The organism is Psychrobacillus sp. FJAT-21963 (assembly GCF_001420585.1).
GTDB lineage: Bacteria > Bacillota > Bacilli > Bacillales_A > Planococcaceae > Psychrobacillus.
In genome coordinates this window covers 39,040-55,052 of sequence record NZ_LJIY01000017.1, presented here as the reverse complement: position 1 = coordinate 55,052, position 16,013 = coordinate 39,040, and the positions used below count along the sequence as shown (strand labels likewise).

Sequence of the window (16,013 nt, the reverse complement as noted above, 5' to 3'; positions counted from 1 at the left end):
CCGACTAACCGAAGCTAGTCTATCAAGCTATATGTCTTAACGTTTTGCATGTTCAGTTTTCAATGTTCATGTTTAAATTTTATTGTGTTGTCGTTTTGGCGACTTTAATATCATACCAAATCTCGTTATCTATGTCAACAACTTTTTTATTTTATTTTCGATGTGAATCGGTAATAAAAATGACAACTTGATAACTATACCACCCTCTTTAACTTATGGCAAGTGTTTTTATTAACTTTTTTTAAAATACTTCCCTTCCTATTTTACATACTACATATAGTAACTATAAAAAAAAGAGAGGCACTACAAATAGTAGCATCTCTCCTTCATATATATAGAACTTTATAAAACGATTAAACTTTATGACGCATTGTTGGGAACAATAATACATCGCGAATAGATGCAGAGTTAGTTAACAACATAATCAAACGGTCAATACCGATTCCAAGACCACCTGTTGGCGGCATACCATATTCTAATGCCTCTAAGAAATCTTCATCCATTTCATGCGCTTCGTCATTACCTGCTTCTTTTTCAAGTAATTGGGCTTCGAAGCGTTGACGTTGATCAATAGGGTCATTTAGTTCTGTAAATGCGTTTGCGTGCTCACGGCGAACAATGAACAATTCAAAACGATCTGTAAAACGACCGTCCTCCGGATTTTTCTTCGCAAGAGGAGATACCTCTACAGGATGTCCATATATAAATGTAGGTTGCACTAATGTTTCTTCTACTTTTTGTTCAAAGAACTCATTTAATACATGACCAACTTCCATCGTAGGTTTTACATCAACACCATGTTCTTTTGCTAAACCATGCGCTTCTTCTTTGGTCATTTCTTTCCAGAAGTCTACACCGGTAGTTTCTTTTACCGCATCTGCCATATGCCAACGTCTCCAGCCAGGAGCAAGGTTAATTTGATCCTCACCGTAAGTAACAGTAGTTGTCCCTAATACTTCTTGAGCAACATGAGAAACAAGATTCTCTGTTAAGTTCATGATATCTTGGTAATCAGCATACGCTTCATACAATTCAATCATTGTAAATTCTGGGTTATGACGTGTTGAAACACCTTCATTTCGGAAAACACGACCAATTTCATATACTTTTTCTAATCCACCTACGATTAGACGTTTTAAATGCAATTCAATCGCAATACGCATGTATAATTCCATATCTAATGCATTATGATGCGTGATAAAAGGACGAGCAGCTGCTCCACCAGCGATTGTATGTAACATCGGTGTTTCAACTTCCAAATAGCCTTGTCCATCTAAATAACGACGAATCGCTTGAATAATACGACTTCTAGCAATAAATGTATTTTTACTTTCTTCACTTGTCATTAAATCTAAATAACGTTGACGATAGCGTTGCTCAACGTCTTTTAAACCGTGAAACTTTTCTGGCATTGGACGTAGGGATTTTGTTAAGAATGTGAATTCTACCGCTTTCACCGATAGTTCGCCTACTTGTGTACGAAATACATTCCCTCTTACTCCTACAATATCTCCTAAATCAGCTGTATTAAATAATTCATACGCTTCTTCTCCGATTGCATCTTTTCGTACATAAATTTGAATTTGACCGCCCAAATCTTGAATGTGTGCAAATCCAGCTTTCCCTTTTCCTCTTTTAGTCATAATTCGTCCTGCAATTACGACTTCATGAGGTGTTTCTTCTAATTGTTCTTTAGTAAATTGATCATATTCAGCAATTACTTGATTACTTAAATGGGTACGCTCAAATTTGCTACCAAAAGGATCTAATCCTTTTTCTTGTATAGAAGTCATCTTCTGTCTTCTCACCAAAATTTGATCGCTTAATTCTTCTACATTAGACATGTTTGTCACTCCTCCACTACCTATTATCCGCAACTATCTTTTATTACGTTGAACTTATTGTACACAATTTCTGTACGCTGTTCACCTTTTTCCTACACGAAAGAATATATTTCACTATTCTGATTATCTTTTAAAACGGAAAGAGCCATCACTAGTAAGTGATAGCCCTCATTTTAATAAGCAAGAACAGAGTCAGCATTATATTCTTTTGATGCTTCTTCCGCAAAATAACGTAAGTAATCCTTTAACTCTTGTGCAGATTCTGTTTGATTAATCATATTACGCGCTTTACCATTACCACGAATACCTTTTAAGTACCAAGAAGCATGTTTACGCATTTCTCTTACAGCGATACCTTCTCCTTTTAATGCAGTTAAACGATCAAAATGTAATAAGCACACTTCAATCTTCTCTTCTACTGTAGGTTCAGGCTTAAGTTCACCTGTCTCCAAGTATTCCACCGTACGATAAATCATCCATGGGTCTCCTAGAGCTGCTCGCCCTATCATTACAGCGTCGACGCCAGTTTCTTCTAACATACGCTTTGCATCTTGTGGAGTATTTATATCACCGTTACCGATAACCGGTATATTCACAGCTTCCTTTGCCTGACGAATCAAATCCCAATTCGCGTGCCCTTCATACATTTGTAAACGAGTACGACCATGTACGGCAACCGCTGCTCCGCCAGCACGTTCTACTGCACGAACATTATCTACAATGTAAATATGATCATCGTCCCAACCTGTACGCATTTTTACACTAACAGGTTTATTTACATTGTCGACTACCGCAGAAACCATTTCATAAATTTTCTCAGGATCAAGAAGCCATCTCGCTCCAGCCTCACACTTAATAATTTTGTTTACCGGACACCCCATATTAATATCAATGATATCCGCAGAAGTATGCTGATCTACGTATTTGGCAGCTGCTACAAGTGTATCTTTTTCTCCCCCGAAAATTTGAAGTGATAGAGGATTTTCTCGCTCATCTATATAAAGCATGCTCAGAGTCTTTTCGTTTTTATTAACGATTCCTTTGTCACTAATCATTTCTGCGTAAACTAACCCTGCTCCAAACTCTTTAACAGTTAATCGGAAAGCAGAGTTACAAATACCTGCCATTGGCGCTAACACGACACGATTATCCATTTCAAAATTTCCAATTTTAAATGGTTTTGTCGCTGCTTTTGTCAAAATCATTCACCTGCCTTTATTTCTCCTTTTAATTCTTCTATCGGTATATCTAACAAGGAAGCAATTTTATCTAACTGCCGTTCACTTGGAACTCTTTTCCCTTGCTCTATTTGCCCGAGTATAGACACAGACATCTCCATTTCTTTCGCCAGTTCAACTTGACTCAACCTTTTTAAGCGTCGAAATGCACGAATGCGTCTACCCCATCGAACGTTTTCCATATATGAACGCCTTCTTTCTGAACTTGTGCAAGCTCCAATAAAGAACGCTTTGTAAGAGGCTCAACTAAATCCGAATTTAACTCCACAAGAGGTACGAGCACGAAGCCTCTCTCCGTCATCCTTGGATGAGGAATAATAAGGTTCTCCGTTTTCATATTCTCTTCATTATACAACAAAATGTCAAGGTCTACAGTTCGAGGACCCCAACGAACTTCACGAGTACGACCTAGTTCTGCCTCTATTTCATTGCATCTCTTTAATAATTCCTGCGGTGTAAATAATGTCTCAAGCTCCACCACTATATTCAAAAAGGCAGCTTGATCTACATACCCAACTGGATCTGTTTCGTAAACAGAAGAAACTTGCGTTACTTGTATACTTTCAGAATCATTTAGTAATTGAACAGATTTTCTAAGAAAATCAAATCGATTTCCGATATTAGATCCTAATGATAAATACGCTATATTCATAGTATACCTCTCGTAATATCAACCGCGACAGAAGCATAATGGCCTGCAATAGGCGGATTAGGCTTCACTAGCTGTATGCGACAGCCACTCACCTTAGATTCATATTCTGATATGATACGCCCAGCGATATTTTCAGCAACTGCTTCTATTAATAAATATGGTTTGCCTTCTACTATTTCCTTACAAAGCTCAAATACCTCTGCATAATTTACTGTTTCATCTAAGTTATCGGTTTCACCAGCTTTTTTTAAATCACAAGCTAGTGTGATGGTTACTCGAAAAATTTGACCGAGCTTTGTTTCTTCAGGTAACGCACCATGAAACCCATAAAATTCTAAATCATTCAGATGTATATAGTCCATAAAAAATTAAGCCTCACTTTCCTTAAATTGCACCTTTCCTGTTAGCACGTCCATCATTTTTGTCATACGGGCAATTTCCTTCACATCATGTACTCGCACCATATGGCAACCAAGCTGAACACCATAGCACACGGTTGCCCCTGTACCTTCCATTCGTTCATTTACAGGAAGATTTAGTACATTACCGATTAAACGTTTTCGAGATGTTGCAAGTAAAACTGGATAACCCATATCTACTAATTCATCTAAGTGCTGCATCATCCAAACATTTTGAGTTGTAGTTTTACCGAAGCCGATACCTGGATCTAACCAAATATTATCATCGGTCACTCCTGCTGCTTTTGCAATTTGAATACATTCTTCTAAATCTTGTTTTGCTTCTGGCCAAAAATCTGTATATTCTTCGTTATCTCTATTATGCATTAATATAATTGGAACTCCTAATTCTGCAGCTACCTTGGCAACTTTTGAATCTCTTTTTGCGCCCCAAATATCATTAATGACATGTGCACCTGCCAGTATTGCTGCTCTTGCAACTTCTGACTTATATGTATCGATGGAAATGACCGCATCTACTTCAGCAGTAATTGCTTTTATAACTGGTACGACACGCGCTATTTCCTCTTCATCTGAAATCATAGTGTACCCAGGTCTTGTGGATTCACCACCAATATCAATGATTTTGGCGCCATCTGTAACCATTTGCTTTGCACGAGCTACTGCGGCTTCTACGTTATTAAATTTTCCACCATCCGAAAAGGAATCCGGTGTAACATTTAATATCCCCATAACAATTGATTCTTTTCGAAAATCTAACGTAACCCCACCAGCTTCAAAAGGCTTGGTATTAAATTGTAAGTTCATGTTTTTATCCTTCTTTCTGAATACACTTTACATACATCTCATGAAGCGTAGCATAAACGGGTCCTTGGTTTCCTAAATAATGCTTTTCGCTTATATCTTTTATAGGCACAATCTCTTGTACTGCATTGGTAATAAATACTTCGTCCGCTTCATTCAATGCATCTTGTTTAAATAAACCTTCTTCTACTACTATTGGTGAATTTTTAATGATCCAATCACGTGTGATGCCTGCTAATATTCCTGTTTCCAAAGAAGGTGTAAATAACTTCCCATTTTTTACCCAAAATAAGTTGGACGTAATTCCTTCTGCTACAAAACCATCAGAAGTTAGAAAGATACCCTCTAGTGACGCAAGTGATGCAACCTCGAATCGAGCATGTATATTATTCGCATAATGATGAGATTTATGACGTGTGACACTTTCCGGCGAATTTCTCACTGTTTCTAACCAAACGGCCGACTTTTCTGTTCCTCTAGGTACAGTGTGTAAAGGTTTTCGAAATAAAATAACAGTCGGCTTGTCATAATTATTAGGCTGTAGCCCGATATCATGGACACCTGCTGAAATGTTTAAACGAAAATAACCGTCTTCCTCGTTATTCATAGTAGTTAATACTTTTACAGCTTCCATAATTGTTTCTTGATCAAAAGGCATTGTAATACGAAAATCAGCTAGTGCTAGAGAAAGTCGATTCCAATGCTCTTCCCATAAAAATACTTTTCCATCATACGTGCGAAATGTTTCAAAAAACCCTAGCCCGTACAAAAAGCCATGGTCATAAGGAGAAATTTTAAGTTCATCCGCTCGATAATATTCTCCATCTTTCCAAGCATCCATATTAAATAATCTCCCTTACTGCAGGGCTATATGCTTCAAAAAAGTTTTGAATTAGTTTTTTACCTTCCTCTGTCATAATCGATTCAGGATGAAATTGTACACCTTCTACTGCGAACTCTTTATGACGAAGCCCCATTATTTCTCCTTCATCTGTCCAAGAAGTCACCTCTAAACAATCAGGCAATGATTCTTTTTCTACTAGTAAAGAATGATATCTTGTCGCCTGAAAAGGATTTGGCATATTTGTATTAACTCCTTTTCCATCATGATAAACAGGAGAGGTTTTTCCGTGCATTAGTCTTTCTGCGCGTATTACTTTACCACCAAATGCTTGTCCAATCGACTGATGTCCAAGACAAACACCAAAAACAGGTATTTTTCCTGCAAAATGAGTAATGACATCCAGGCTAATACCAGCTTCATTAGGTGTACAAGGGCCTGGAGAAACAACAATTATAGATGGAGATAACTGTTCTATTTCCGAGATACTTAGCTCATCATTTCGAACAACCGTCACTCTCTCCCCAAGTTCACCAATATATTGCACCAAATTATAAGTAAAGGAATCATAGTTATCAATCATTAAAATCATAGCTGACCTCTTTCTGCCATAGCTTTTGCTTGCCATAATGCTTTTGCTTTATTTAAGGATTCCTTATATTCTGCATCCGGAACAGAATCGATTACAATTCCCGCCCCCGCTTGAATGTGTGCCATTCCGTCTTGAATAAAAGCAGTGCGAATGACAATATTTAATTCTAAATCACCTGAAAACCCTAACCAACCAATTGATCCCGTATATAATCCGCGTCGAACCGGTTCAAGCTCTTCAATTATTTCCATCGTACGGATTTTCGGAGCACCTGTGATCGTACCTCCTGGGAACATCGCTTGAATAATCTCTGTATTCGATGTACTTGGACGAAGTGTACCTCTTACATTGGAAACAATATGCATAACATGCGAATAGCGTTCGATGACCATAAATTCGTTTACTTCAACCGTTCCATAGGATGAGACCCGTCCTAAATCATTTCTTTCTAAATCCACCAGCATAACATGTTCTGCTCGCTCTTTGTCATTTTGTATAAGCTCATTAGCCAATGTGATATCTTCTTCATTGCTTTTACCACGCGGTCTCGTTCCAGCGATAGGACGTGTCGATAATTCAGTTCCTTTTTTCTTCACTAATAGCTCTGGTGATCCTGAAACAACTGCAAAATCTGGTGACTGAATGTAAGCCATATAGGGAGATGGATTAAATGCACGAAGTGCCTCATACATAGCAATCGACTCAGCATTTAGCCTTTTAGATTGGCGAACCGATAAATTCACTTGGAATACATCCCCTTGAGCAATATACTCCTGCACTTGACGGACAGCAGCCTCAAATTCATTTCCACTCACAGAGACGAGCAACTCCGCATCATCATTAGTTACTTCTGCGGCAGATTCATATGAAAATTTACGTTCTGCTTTGCTACTTGAAGTCTTAAAAGCATCTTCCATATCCTCTAAATTTATATTACTCGTAGAGAGTTTCATACAAGTAACAAGTTGAGTTTCCACGTCAAGTACAGCCCAGAAATCAAATAAATAAAAATAGATATCAGGTATTTGTAGATCATCTTCAGCTAATGTTGGTAGCACTTCTATTTTGCGTGCATAATCATAGCTTATAAAACCAGCTGCTCCACCTTGAAAATCAGGCAAATTCTCTTGAAATGGGATGTGGTAGGATTCAATAAGCTTTTCTAACTCCGTAAGCGCCTCTCCATGACGTATCTCTTCATCCCCATTCCTCCATTTTATATGTAATCCAGTGTCTAAAGATTTAGTAATCGCCAAAGGATTCCAAGCAGCAACACTCAAACGGCCACCTCTACCACTTTCTAAAAATAAATGATGTGATTCCGATTTTGTGATTTCTTTATAAGCATAGAAAAAATCTTCTTTTGACATATGAAAGGTCTTAGTTTGTAATGTAAGTAAATCCAATTCTTGAAATCCTCCTAAAAACGTTTGCCTTCATCTTAACTTGAAACCAGTACTTTTCGCCACATAAAAAAGCGGAAGCACTATGCTCCCGCTCAATTTAGCTCATTTTTTTCTAAAATTTGAAGAAGTTCTTTTCAGACTAGATGAAAATGCTTGTCAGTCGGCAACCTAAGTACGCCGCGTCCTGCGGCAACGGTTGCATGACCAACATCCTGTGGGCCCGCGCGCCATCAATGGTTTTCTGCGACGAGTAACCGCAGGAGCACCGAGGCGGAGAACTAAAGTTCATGAGCTTACAACGAAGTGCAAGCAAACTCTCTCTTGTTTGCGACGAGCTTTGCGCAGGAGCAACGAAGAATACGAGCTTTTTTCATCAGTCTGAATTAGTCTTCGAATTGATAAAGTGGTGTGCTCAAATAACGCTCTCCGTTATCTGGAACTATCGCAAGAACTTTTTTCCCTTTTCCTAGTTGTTTTGCAAGTTGAAGTGCTGCATAAATAGCTGCTCCTCCAGATACCCCACCAAGAATACCTTCCAATTTTGCAACTTCGCGAGCAGTTGCATAAGCATCTTCATTCGATACTTGGATAATGGAATCATACATTTCTGTATCTAAAACTGTTGGTACAAATCCCGCTCCAATTCCTTGGATTTTATGTGGACCTGGTTTACCACCAGATAGAACATTGGAATCTTTTGGTTCTACTGCAGCAATATGAATATCTGAGAATTTTTCTTTCAATACGATACCCGCACCTGTTATTGTACCACCAGTACCAACTCCTGCTACAAAACCATGTAGTTCATCAAATGCTTCAGCAATTTCAGGACCTGTTGTTAAACGGTGAATTTCTGGGTTTGATTCATTATTAAATTGTTGTGGCATGAACCAACCATTTTCATTTGCTAGTTCTTCCGCTTTTGCGATAGCGCCTTTCATCCCATCTGCTCCTGGAGTTAATACTAAGTCAGCTCCGTAAGCACGAAGTAAGTTTCTACGCTCTAAGCTCATTGTATCAGGCATAACTAATACTGCTTTATAACCCTTCGCAGCAGCAATCATAGAAAGTCCTATTCCTGTGTTTCCACTAGTAGGCTCGATAAGTGTGCTACCATCTTTTAATTTTCCTTCTTTTTCTGCAGCTTCAATCATTGCAAATGCAATACGATCTTTCACGCTGCTTCCTGGGTTGAAGAATTCTAATTTCACATATACTTCTGCATCCTCAGGGTTTGACACTCTGTTTAGTTTAACTACTGGTGTTTTTCCAATTAAATCAACAACTGATTGCGCAAACTTCGTCATCGTTACACTCCCAATCCCTACTATATTAATAGGTTTTATTTTCTTAATAATACCAATTTAAAAGATTCATTGTCAATAAAATTTGATTCAAACGCAATTTTATTTAAAAAAACAACGCATTCCATAGAATACGCTGTTTAAACTTAAATTATAAGCTTTGTTGTTACTATTTTTCGCTATACGACCATTGCGCATCAAATTCTTCCCAGAACACTTCTGGTGTAACCGACTGGGGCAGCTGATCAAGCGCAAGCTCTCGGTGAATATGATCTTCTACATCGTCGTAAGAAAATGATTCACCTTTAAAAACACTTACTACTTGCGCGACAGCAAACCGACCGTCTTTTAAGCTAATCACATCGCTCCATTTACCTGTTTCTATGTTTGGTAGCGCCGATAAGATTTCATCATCTACAGACTTCGTTCCTTCTGAAACATATCCAATGTCTCCACCTAAGCTAGCGGAACTCGTGTCTTTTGATCGTTCCCTTGCCAGACCGTCAAAAGAAGAACCATTCTTTAATTCTTTTACAACTTCCTTAGCCTCCTCCTCTGAGGAAACATAAATAACACTTGTACGGTAGGATGTCGGAATATTATATAAGTTTTTATTATCATCATAAAAAGCTTTTATAGCATCTTTTTCTATCACTATGTCTTTGGCTAAAACCTTTTCCAAAATTAAACGTGAACGAACTTTTGCACGCATCGATTCTTCATTTAACGTTTGAAGAGATGTATCTGTCCCTTCTTGGGTAGAACGAATAAGAGCTACCTCTAAATCCACTTCCTGATCAGTTACTTTAATTTCGTATTTTTTTGCAGCTGCTTCCATCACTTCTGCATTAACGAGATCTAGCAGCACTTCTTTCCCGTACATTGACTCCATAGAAGCCATCCATTGTTCTTTCGTAATACCTTTCCCATCAACAGAGGCGACTTGTTCCGTTCCATTTGCCTTTTCATTTGGTATTAGCCAAGCAATAAACCAGAGTAAATTGCCAAACAAAAGAATACCAAGTAACAAAAGCACTGGTTTTGTTTTTAAATGTCGTTTTTGTTGTGGATTAAAGTTATCACGCGTTGATTTCATCGATAAACGACTCCAATTCATCTACTGAGTACTGGTATTTTTCCATACAGAAATGACAATGTGCTTCTGCCCCTCCGTCTTCCTCAATCATATCGCGAATTTCACTTACTCCCAAGCTAATAATCGCACTACCGAAACGTTCCTTAGAACAATTACATTCAAATGATACAGGGATAGAATCTAAAATTTGCACATTATCTTTCCCTAAAATTTCAAAAAGCAATTCCTCAGGAGTTAATCCTTTTTCAATCATTTTAGAAACAGGCTCCATTTTGCTTAAATGTTCCTCGATAACAGTAATTGTTTCATCATCAGTACCAGGCATTAGCTGGATGATAAAACCACCCGCTGCCAAAATTGTGTTATCTGGGTTTACGAGTACCCCAAGACCAACAGAGGAAGGTACCTGCTCAGAAACAGCAAAATAATACGTAAAGTCTTCAGCAATTTCACCTGAAACGATAGGCACTTGACCTGTAAAGAAGTCTCTTAAACCAAGGTCTTTAACAATAGTCAATGTACCCTCTGTACCTACTGCACGACGTACATCTAACTTCCCAACTTCGTTTAAATCAAAGTGGGTCTGTGGGTTAGTGACATACCCGCGAACTTCCCCTTTTGCATTACTATCAATAATCATTGGTCCGATTGGGCCATTACCTTCTACTTTTACTGTGAGTTTGTCTTCCCCTTTTAACATTATCCCCATCATAACAGCAGCAGTCATTGACCTACCAAGGGCCGCTGATGCGGTTGGCCATGTTTGATGACGTCGTTGTGCTTCCCCCACAGTATCTGTTGTGCGGACTGCATATGCACGGACATTTCCTTCAAACGCTAATGCTCTTACTAAGTAATCTCCCATTTATTTCAAACCTCTTTCATCTAAGTTTCTTTGATAAATTAAATACAAACCTTTCAATGTTAGAAAAGGATCTATTACGTCCATAATGGTTGTTTCATCCCCGATTAAAGATGCCATCCCACCTGTTGCTATCACTTTAGGGTTATGTTTCGATACTTTTTTCATTCTATTCACAATTCCTTCTACTTGTCCTACATAACCATACACAATACCAGCTTGCATCGCAGAAACAGTATTTTTCCCAATGACATGCTCAGGTCTAGTTAGCTCAATACGAGGAAGTTTGCTTGCACGAGTAAAAAGTGCCTCTGTGGAGATACCGATTCCAGGAGCTATAGCCCCTCCCATATACTCACCTTTTTCGTTGACATAACAATAAGTTGTTGCAGTTCCAAAATCTACAATGATTAACGGACTGCCATATTCATGGATGGCAGCTACTGCATTTACAATTCGATCTGCTCCAACCTCACGGGGATTCTCATATTTTATATTTAACCCTGTTTTAACTCCAGGACCTACTATTATTGGCTTAATACCAAAATATTTTTTGCACATCGCTTCTAAAGAAAACATAATTGGCGGTACTACCGATGAGATAATAATACCTTCTATTTGATCAAAAGAAATATTGGCGTGTGAAAATAGAGCTTTGACTTGCATACCATATTCATCTTCTGTTTTCAGACGATCTGTTTCCATTCGCCAGTGATGAATAAGTTTATCATCATCGTAAACACCTAGTACAATGTTTGTATTACCTGTATCTAACACGAGTATCATCTAACTTGTCCTCACTTCTCGGTAAGTTTTCCCACACATCATACCATATATAGTGATAAAGAAAAAAGCTGATTGCCTCGCAAGTCTGCGATTCACAATCAGCTAATACATTCTATTAATCTCTACGTTCTTCTTGAATCGGATTTTTCGGCTCATCTGTAGGGCCATTTTCTTTTGGTAAGTCACCAGTTGAAGGGTCTGCTGGAGCTCCTACTGCATCCGATACTTCTTCTTTTGTTTCCACTTCAGCTTCGCTATCCGTTAAATCATATACTCGTTCTGGAAGTGTTCCGTGCTCTTCTAAGTGTTTGATTTGAGCAGCATCGAGTGTTTCAACTTCTAATAACGTAGTAGCAATAAGTGTTAACAAATCACGTTTTTCCGTTAAAATCTGTTTTGTACGATTGTATTGCTCTTTAATCATTGTTTGCATCTCTTGATCGATTTCATACGCAATTGCATCTGAGTAATTTTGCTCTGAGTTAAAATCACGTCCAAGGAATACGTTTCCACCTTGTGCTTGACCAAATTGCATTGGTCCTAATTTGTCACTCATACCATACTCAGTAACCATACTTCTAACAATACCAGTAGCACGTTGGAAGTCATTATGAGCACCAGTTGATACTTCACCAAAAGTAATATCTTCTGCTACACGCCCACCTAATAAACCTGCAACTTTATCTAATAACTCTGGTTTCGTCATGAAGTAACGATCTTCTTTTGGAAGCATTACCGCATATCCACCTGCTTGACCACGAGGAACGATTGTTACTTTATGAACGATTTCCGCATCATCAAGTGTTAATCCGATTACTACGTGTCCCGCTTCGTGGAATGCCACAATTTTACGTTCTTTTTCTGAAATAACTTTACCGGATTTAGCTGGACCTGCAATTACGCGATCCGTTGCTTCATCAATATCACTCATATCTACTTTTTTCTTATTACGTCTCGCTGCAACTAGTGCTGCTTCGTTTAATAAGTTTTCTAAATCTGCACCAGAGAAACCTGGTGTACGTTGTGCAATCGCTTTTAAATCCACTGATTCGTCAAGTGGCTTATTGCGGGCATGTACTTTAAGTACTGCCTCTCGTCCTTTAACATCTGGACGACCAACTGTGATTTGACGGTCAAAACGACCTGGACGTAGAAGTGCAGGATCTAAAATATCTGGTCTGTTCGTTGCAGCAATGATAATAATACCTTCATTTGCACCGAAACCATCCATTTCTACAAGTAATTGATTTAGTGTTTGTTCACGCTCATCGTGACCTCCACCAAGACCAGCTCCACGTTGTCTACCTACTGCATCAATCTCATCGATGAAAATAATACATGGTGCATTCTTCTTCGCGTTCTCAAATAAATCACGCACACGAGATGCCCCAACACCGACAAACATTTCAACAAAATCCGAACCACTAATAGAGAAGAAAGGTACGCCTGCTTCTCCGGCTACCGCACGAGCAAGTAATGTTTTACCTGTACCTGGAGGACCTACTAATAAGATCCCTTTCGGAATACGTGCTCCAATCTCCACAAATTTACGTGGATCTTTTAGAAAATCTACTACTTCTACTAGTTCAGCCTTTTCTTCATCTGCCCCAGCAACATCTGTAAATCTTACTTTTTTCTTTTCATTGTCATACAATTTCGCTTTACTCTTACCGAAGTTCATCACACGGTTACCACCGCCTTGTGATTGACTCAATAAGAAGAAGAATAGAATAATGATAATCAGGAATGGTAGTAACCCTGTGAAAAATTGTACCCAGCCACTTGTTTTTGGCGTTTCTTTATAATCAACTTGAACTGAGTGTGTTTTTGCCAGTGTTCTAATTTCTGATTGTAAATCTTCACTATATGGGGCTTTAGCTAAGAATTTTTCCCCTTCTTCATAGCCTTTCATTTCGCCTTCTACAACATAAATTCCAGATTCAGGTTGCAGAACAACGCTTGTTACTTCTCCTTTTTCAAGGGAAGTCATAAATTCGTCAAAGCGAATTTCTTTTGTTGGTTGATTGCTCGTATTAAACGTAGCGAAAATTCCAACAATCACAAAAAATATTAATAGGTATAATATAGCGTAGCGCAGTGCTCGATTCATTCCTAGCCTCCTCACAAGGTAAACAGAAAAACTATATGTAATCTTATCATACGAATTTTTGGGCGTACAATGAAAAGCCTTTTATTTCACCATTAAAATTAAAAAGTATAAACTTCTTTCTTTAACACACCTACATATGGCAGATTACGATATTTTTCTGCGTAGTCTAATCCGTATCCTACTACAAATGCATCTGGTACCTCAAAGCCTACATAGTCTGCTTGTAAATCTACTTTTCGACCAGACGGTTTATCAAGCAGTGTAACCAATTTTATTGATTTTGCTTTACGATATTTGAACAAATCCACCAAATAGCTTAGTGTCATTCCACTATCAATGATATCCTCGATAATTAAAATATCGCGTCCTTCTACACTTGTATTTAAGTCTTTAACAATCTTTACTTCACCTGAAGAAACAGTAGCGTTACCGTAGCTTGATACATCCATATAATCCATTTCAATGTAAGTATCTACTCTTTTCATCAAATCGGACATGAATGGCATAGCACCTTTTAAAATACCAATAGCTAGTGGGAACTTATCTTTATATTCTTCTGATAGTGCCGCACCAAGTTCACGGGTTTTTTCTTGAATTTGTTCTTCTGTTAATAATACTTCTAGAATGTCTTTTTCTAACATTTTAGTCCCCCCTAATAGTTAATGTTTTTTTAAGTATAGGACAAAATTCTGTCCATGATACTCCTTCGAAAATCGCTCTTCGTAACGAAGCCCAATTACTGCTAGTATATCATTGTTCTTACTTACAAGTAGTGGCCAAACATAGCGATCTTCGGCTGTAATTTTCTCATCGATAAATAACCGAGAAACTTTCTTAGGAGAGGACATCCCTTTCATATGGATACGATCTCCCTCAGCTTTTTGTCTTATGAAAAGTGGTAGCTGATCGTGATCCAACTGGACATAAAATTTTTCTTCCGAAATATTTGCCTCTATATTTCTCGTTAAGTAGATGGAAAAACCAGCACCAACCTCAAACCAACAATCCTCTTGTATTTCCATTTTACCCATTAATGCAGGTTCCTTGATGGAGGATGTAAATTGGACCTTATTGTAATGTCGAACAAGGAAAAAAGATTTTGGTAAATGAATTACTGAATTACCTTCAAACTCATTACAAGCGAAAAGGATCGACTCAATTAACCGATCGTTTAGAAATGTATCGGATTCATTATAGAGATAGTTTAATAGTAGTAGAACTACCCTTCTTTGTAAAGCGATGGGAACTTCCTTAAAGTGCATTGTATCAAGAAAAAAGGAATGATTTGAATCAACCGTCACAAGCTGTTCAAATTTTTCTTTTGCCATTATTTGAAGAAGTGTATCATCCTGTTGTTGCTTCTCGACAAATAATTGAATTCTGTCACTTACTAAAGCATTCTCCTCTTGTAATAAAGGTACTACTTTATGTCGAATCCGATTTCTTGTATATGTATGCTTGTCATTACTTGGGTCATGTCTAAAACGTTGATTTAGTAAATGAACGTAGTTGAAAATTTCCTCTTTTGTTACCCCTAAAAAAGGCCGAATAATTTCTCCTGTTGAAAAATTTCGAGTTCTTGGTATCCCAGTTATAGAGGAGGATAGTGTACCTCTCACTAACGACATTATGACAGTTTCTACTTGGTCATCTGCATGATGACCTAAAACTAATTTGTGATAATTATGTTGTTCCATAATTACTTCAAAATATGCATAGCGTTCTTCTCTACAAATAACTTGAACATTCCCACCTTTTTCAGCGACTCTACCGGGTACCTCTATTTTCGTTCCGTAAAAGGGTAATTTCAAGCTGTTTGCAAGTTCTTCCACAAATCGCATGTCCTGTGCAGATTCTTCTCCTCTTAACTGATGATCGGTATGCACAATAGCAATATCTATTTCATAGTCCTTTTGAAGTTCATACATAACTCTTACTAAAGCAACTGAATCTGCGCCACCAGAACAAGCGATAAGAAGACGCTCACCTTTATCTATCAAGTTGTGCTTGTCGATATACTTTTTTACCTTTTGGACGAATGAAAGCATCTTCTCACCTC

General features: G+C 38.0%; 16 protein-coding genes. All 16 read right to left on the bottom strand.

The features are described from left to right. Positions 1-353 precede the first annotated feature (353 nt). Complete coding sequence (gene lysS, locus AN959_RS20055) at positions 354-1,844, bottom strand: lysine--tRNA ligase (RefSeq protein ID WP_056833367.1); 1,491 nt, start codon at positions 1,842-1,844, stop codon at positions 354-356. A 173-nt stretch (positions 1,845-2,017) separates the two neighbouring features. Further along, positions 2,018-3,043 carry a tRNA dihydrouridine synthase DusB gene (gene dusB, locus AN959_RS20050; protein ID WP_253278954.1) on the bottom strand — a complete coding sequence of 342 codons (1,026 nt, stop codon included), beginning with the start codon at positions 3,041-3,043 and terminating at the stop codon, positions 2,018-2,020. A gap of 2 nt (positions 3,044-3,045) precedes the next feature. Beyond that, a complete protein-coding gene (locus AN959_RS20045) occupies positions 3,046-3,264 on the bottom strand; it encodes a helix-turn-helix domain-containing protein (RefSeq protein ID WP_053591063.1) in 219 nt (72 codons plus the stop codon). Beyond that, positions 3,216-3,734 carry a 2-amino-4-hydroxy-6-hydroxymethyldihydropteridine diphosphokinase gene (folK, locus tag AN959_RS20040; protein ID WP_053591064.1) on the bottom strand — a complete coding sequence of 173 codons (519 nt, stop codon included), beginning with the start codon at positions 3,732-3,734 and terminating at the stop codon, positions 3,216-3,218. Before folK ends, AN959_RS20045 begins: the two co-directional genes overlap by 49 nt. Next, positions 3,731-4,096: a dihydroneopterin aldolase gene (gene folB, locus AN959_RS20035; RefSeq protein ID WP_056833365.1), complete on the bottom strand. Its 366-nt coding sequence runs from the start codon at positions 4,094-4,096 to the stop codon at positions 3,731-3,733. The genes folK and folB overlap by 4 nt, the downstream gene beginning before the upstream one ends. A gap of 6 nt (positions 4,097-4,102) precedes the next feature. Further along, positions 4,103-4,960 (bottom strand): dihydropteroate synthase, encoded by an 858-nt coding sequence (gene folP, locus AN959_RS20030; RefSeq protein WP_056833364.1) that lies wholly within the window; start codon positions 4,958-4,960, stop codon positions 4,103-4,105. 4 nt (positions 4,961-4,964) lie between these two features. Beyond that, the gene (pabC, locus tag AN959_RS20025; protein WP_056833363.1) at positions 4,965-5,798 is read right to left on the bottom strand and encodes an aminodeoxychorismate lyase; all 834 of its coding nucleotides are present in this window, start codon (positions 5,796-5,798) and stop codon (positions 4,965-4,967) included. Between the two features lies 1 nt (position 5,799). Next, positions 5,800-6,390: an aminodeoxychorismate/anthranilate synthase component II gene (pabA, locus tag AN959_RS20020; protein WP_056833362.1), complete on the bottom strand. Its 591-nt coding sequence runs from the start codon at positions 6,388-6,390 to the stop codon at positions 5,800-5,802. Continuing rightward, positions 6,387-7,760, bottom strand: a complete 1,374-nt coding sequence (locus AN959_RS20015; protein ID WP_056833373.1) for an anthranilate synthase component I family protein — start codon at positions 7,758-7,760, stop codon at positions 6,387-6,389. Before AN959_RS20015 ends, pabA begins: the two co-directional genes overlap by 4 nt. A gap of 419 nt (positions 7,761-8,179) precedes the next feature. Then, complete coding sequence (gene cysK, locus AN959_RS20010) at positions 8,180-9,103, bottom strand: cysteine synthase A (protein ID WP_056833361.1); 924 nt, start codon at positions 9,101-9,103, stop codon at positions 8,180-8,182. Between the two features lie 166 nt (positions 9,104-9,269). Then, entirely contained in the window at positions 9,270-10,196 is a 927-nt protein-coding gene (locus AN959_RS20005) for a peptidyl-prolyl cis-trans isomerase (protein ID WP_056833360.1), read from the bottom strand. Further along, positions 10,180-11,061 (bottom strand): Hsp33 family molecular chaperone HslO, encoded by an 882-nt coding sequence (gene hslO, locus AN959_RS20000; RefSeq protein WP_053591071.1) that lies wholly within the window; start codon positions 11,059-11,061, stop codon positions 10,180-10,182. The genes AN959_RS20005 and hslO overlap by 17 nt, the downstream gene beginning before the upstream one ends. After that, on the bottom strand, positions 11,062-11,844 hold the full coding sequence (locus tag AN959_RS19995) for a type III pantothenate kinase (RefSeq protein ID WP_053591072.1): 783 nt from the start codon (positions 11,842-11,844) through the stop codon (positions 11,062-11,064). It abuts the gene before it with no gap. A gap of 115 nt (positions 11,845-11,959) precedes the next feature. Then, a complete protein-coding gene (gene ftsH / locus AN959_RS19990; RefSeq protein ID WP_053591073.1) occupies positions 11,960-13,954 on the bottom strand; it encodes an ATP-dependent zinc metalloprotease FtsH in 1,995 nt (664 codons plus the stop codon). A 98-nt stretch (positions 13,955-14,052) separates the two neighbouring features. Next, the gene (hpt, locus tag AN959_RS19985; protein ID WP_053591074.1) at positions 14,053-14,595 is read right to left on the bottom strand and encodes a hypoxanthine phosphoribosyltransferase; all 543 of its coding nucleotides are present in this window, start codon (positions 14,593-14,595) and stop codon (positions 14,053-14,055) included. Positions 14,596-14,613: 18 nt separating this feature from the next. Further along, the gene (gene tilS / locus AN959_RS19980; protein WP_056833358.1) at positions 14,614-16,002 is read right to left on the bottom strand and encodes a tRNA lysidine(34) synthetase TilS; all 1,389 of its coding nucleotides are present in this window, start codon (positions 16,000-16,002) and stop codon (positions 14,614-14,616) included. Positions 16,003-16,013: the final 11 nt, after the last annotated feature.

Bases quoted from the DNA above. Each gene is read 5' to 3' on its own strand.
- lysS (WP_056833367.1), bottom strand. From the start codon at position 1,844: ATGTCTAATGTAGAAGAATTAAGCGATCAAATTTTGGTGAGAAGACAG.
- AN959_RS20045 (WP_053591063.1), bottom strand. From the start codon at position 3,264: ATGGAAAACGTTCGATGGGGTAGACGCATTCGTGCATTTCGACGCTTA.
- folK (WP_053591064.1), bottom strand. From the start codon at position 3,734: ATGAATATAGCGTATTTATCATTAGGATCTAATATCGGAAATCGATTT.
- folB (WP_056833365.1), bottom strand. From the start codon at position 4,096: ATGGACTATATACATCTGAATGATTTAGAATTTTATGGGTTTCATGGT.
- folP (WP_056833364.1), bottom strand. From the start codon at position 4,960: ATGAACTTACAATTTAATACCAAGCCTTTTGAAGCTGGTGGGGTTACG.
- pabC (WP_056833363.1), bottom strand. From the start codon at position 5,798: ATGGATGCTTGGAAAGATGGAGAATATTATCGAGCGGATGAACTTAAA.
- pabA (WP_056833362.1), bottom strand. From the start codon at position 6,390: ATGATTTTAATGATTGATAACTATGATTCCTTTACTTATAATTTGGTG.
- AN959_RS20015 (WP_056833373.1), bottom strand. From the start codon at position 7,760: ATGTCAAAAGAAGATTTTTTCTATGCTTATAAAGAAATCACAAAATCG.
- cysK (WP_056833361.1), bottom strand. From the start codon at position 9,103: ATGACGAAGTTTGCGCAATCAGTTGTTGATTTAATTGGAAAAACACCA.
- AN959_RS20005 (WP_056833360.1), bottom strand. From the start codon at position 10,196: ATGAAATCAACGCGTGATAACTTTAATCCACAACAAAAACGACATTTA.
- hslO (WP_053591071.1), bottom strand. From the start codon at position 11,061: ATGGGAGATTACTTAGTAAGAGCATTAGCGTTTGAAGGAAATGTCCGT.
- AN959_RS19995 (WP_053591072.1), bottom strand. From the start codon at position 11,844: ATGATACTCGTGTTAGATACAGGTAATACAAACATTGTACTAGGTGTT.
- ftsH (WP_053591073.1), bottom strand. From the start codon at position 13,954: ATGAATCGAGCACTGCGCTACGCTATATTATACCTATTAATATTTTTT.
- hpt (WP_053591074.1), bottom strand. From the start codon at position 14,595: ATGTTAGAAAAAGACATTCTAGAAGTATTATTAACAGAAGAACAAATT.
- tilS (WP_056833358.1), bottom strand. From the start codon at position 16,002: ATGCTTTCATTCGTCCAAAAGGTAAAAAAGTATATCGACAAGCACAAC.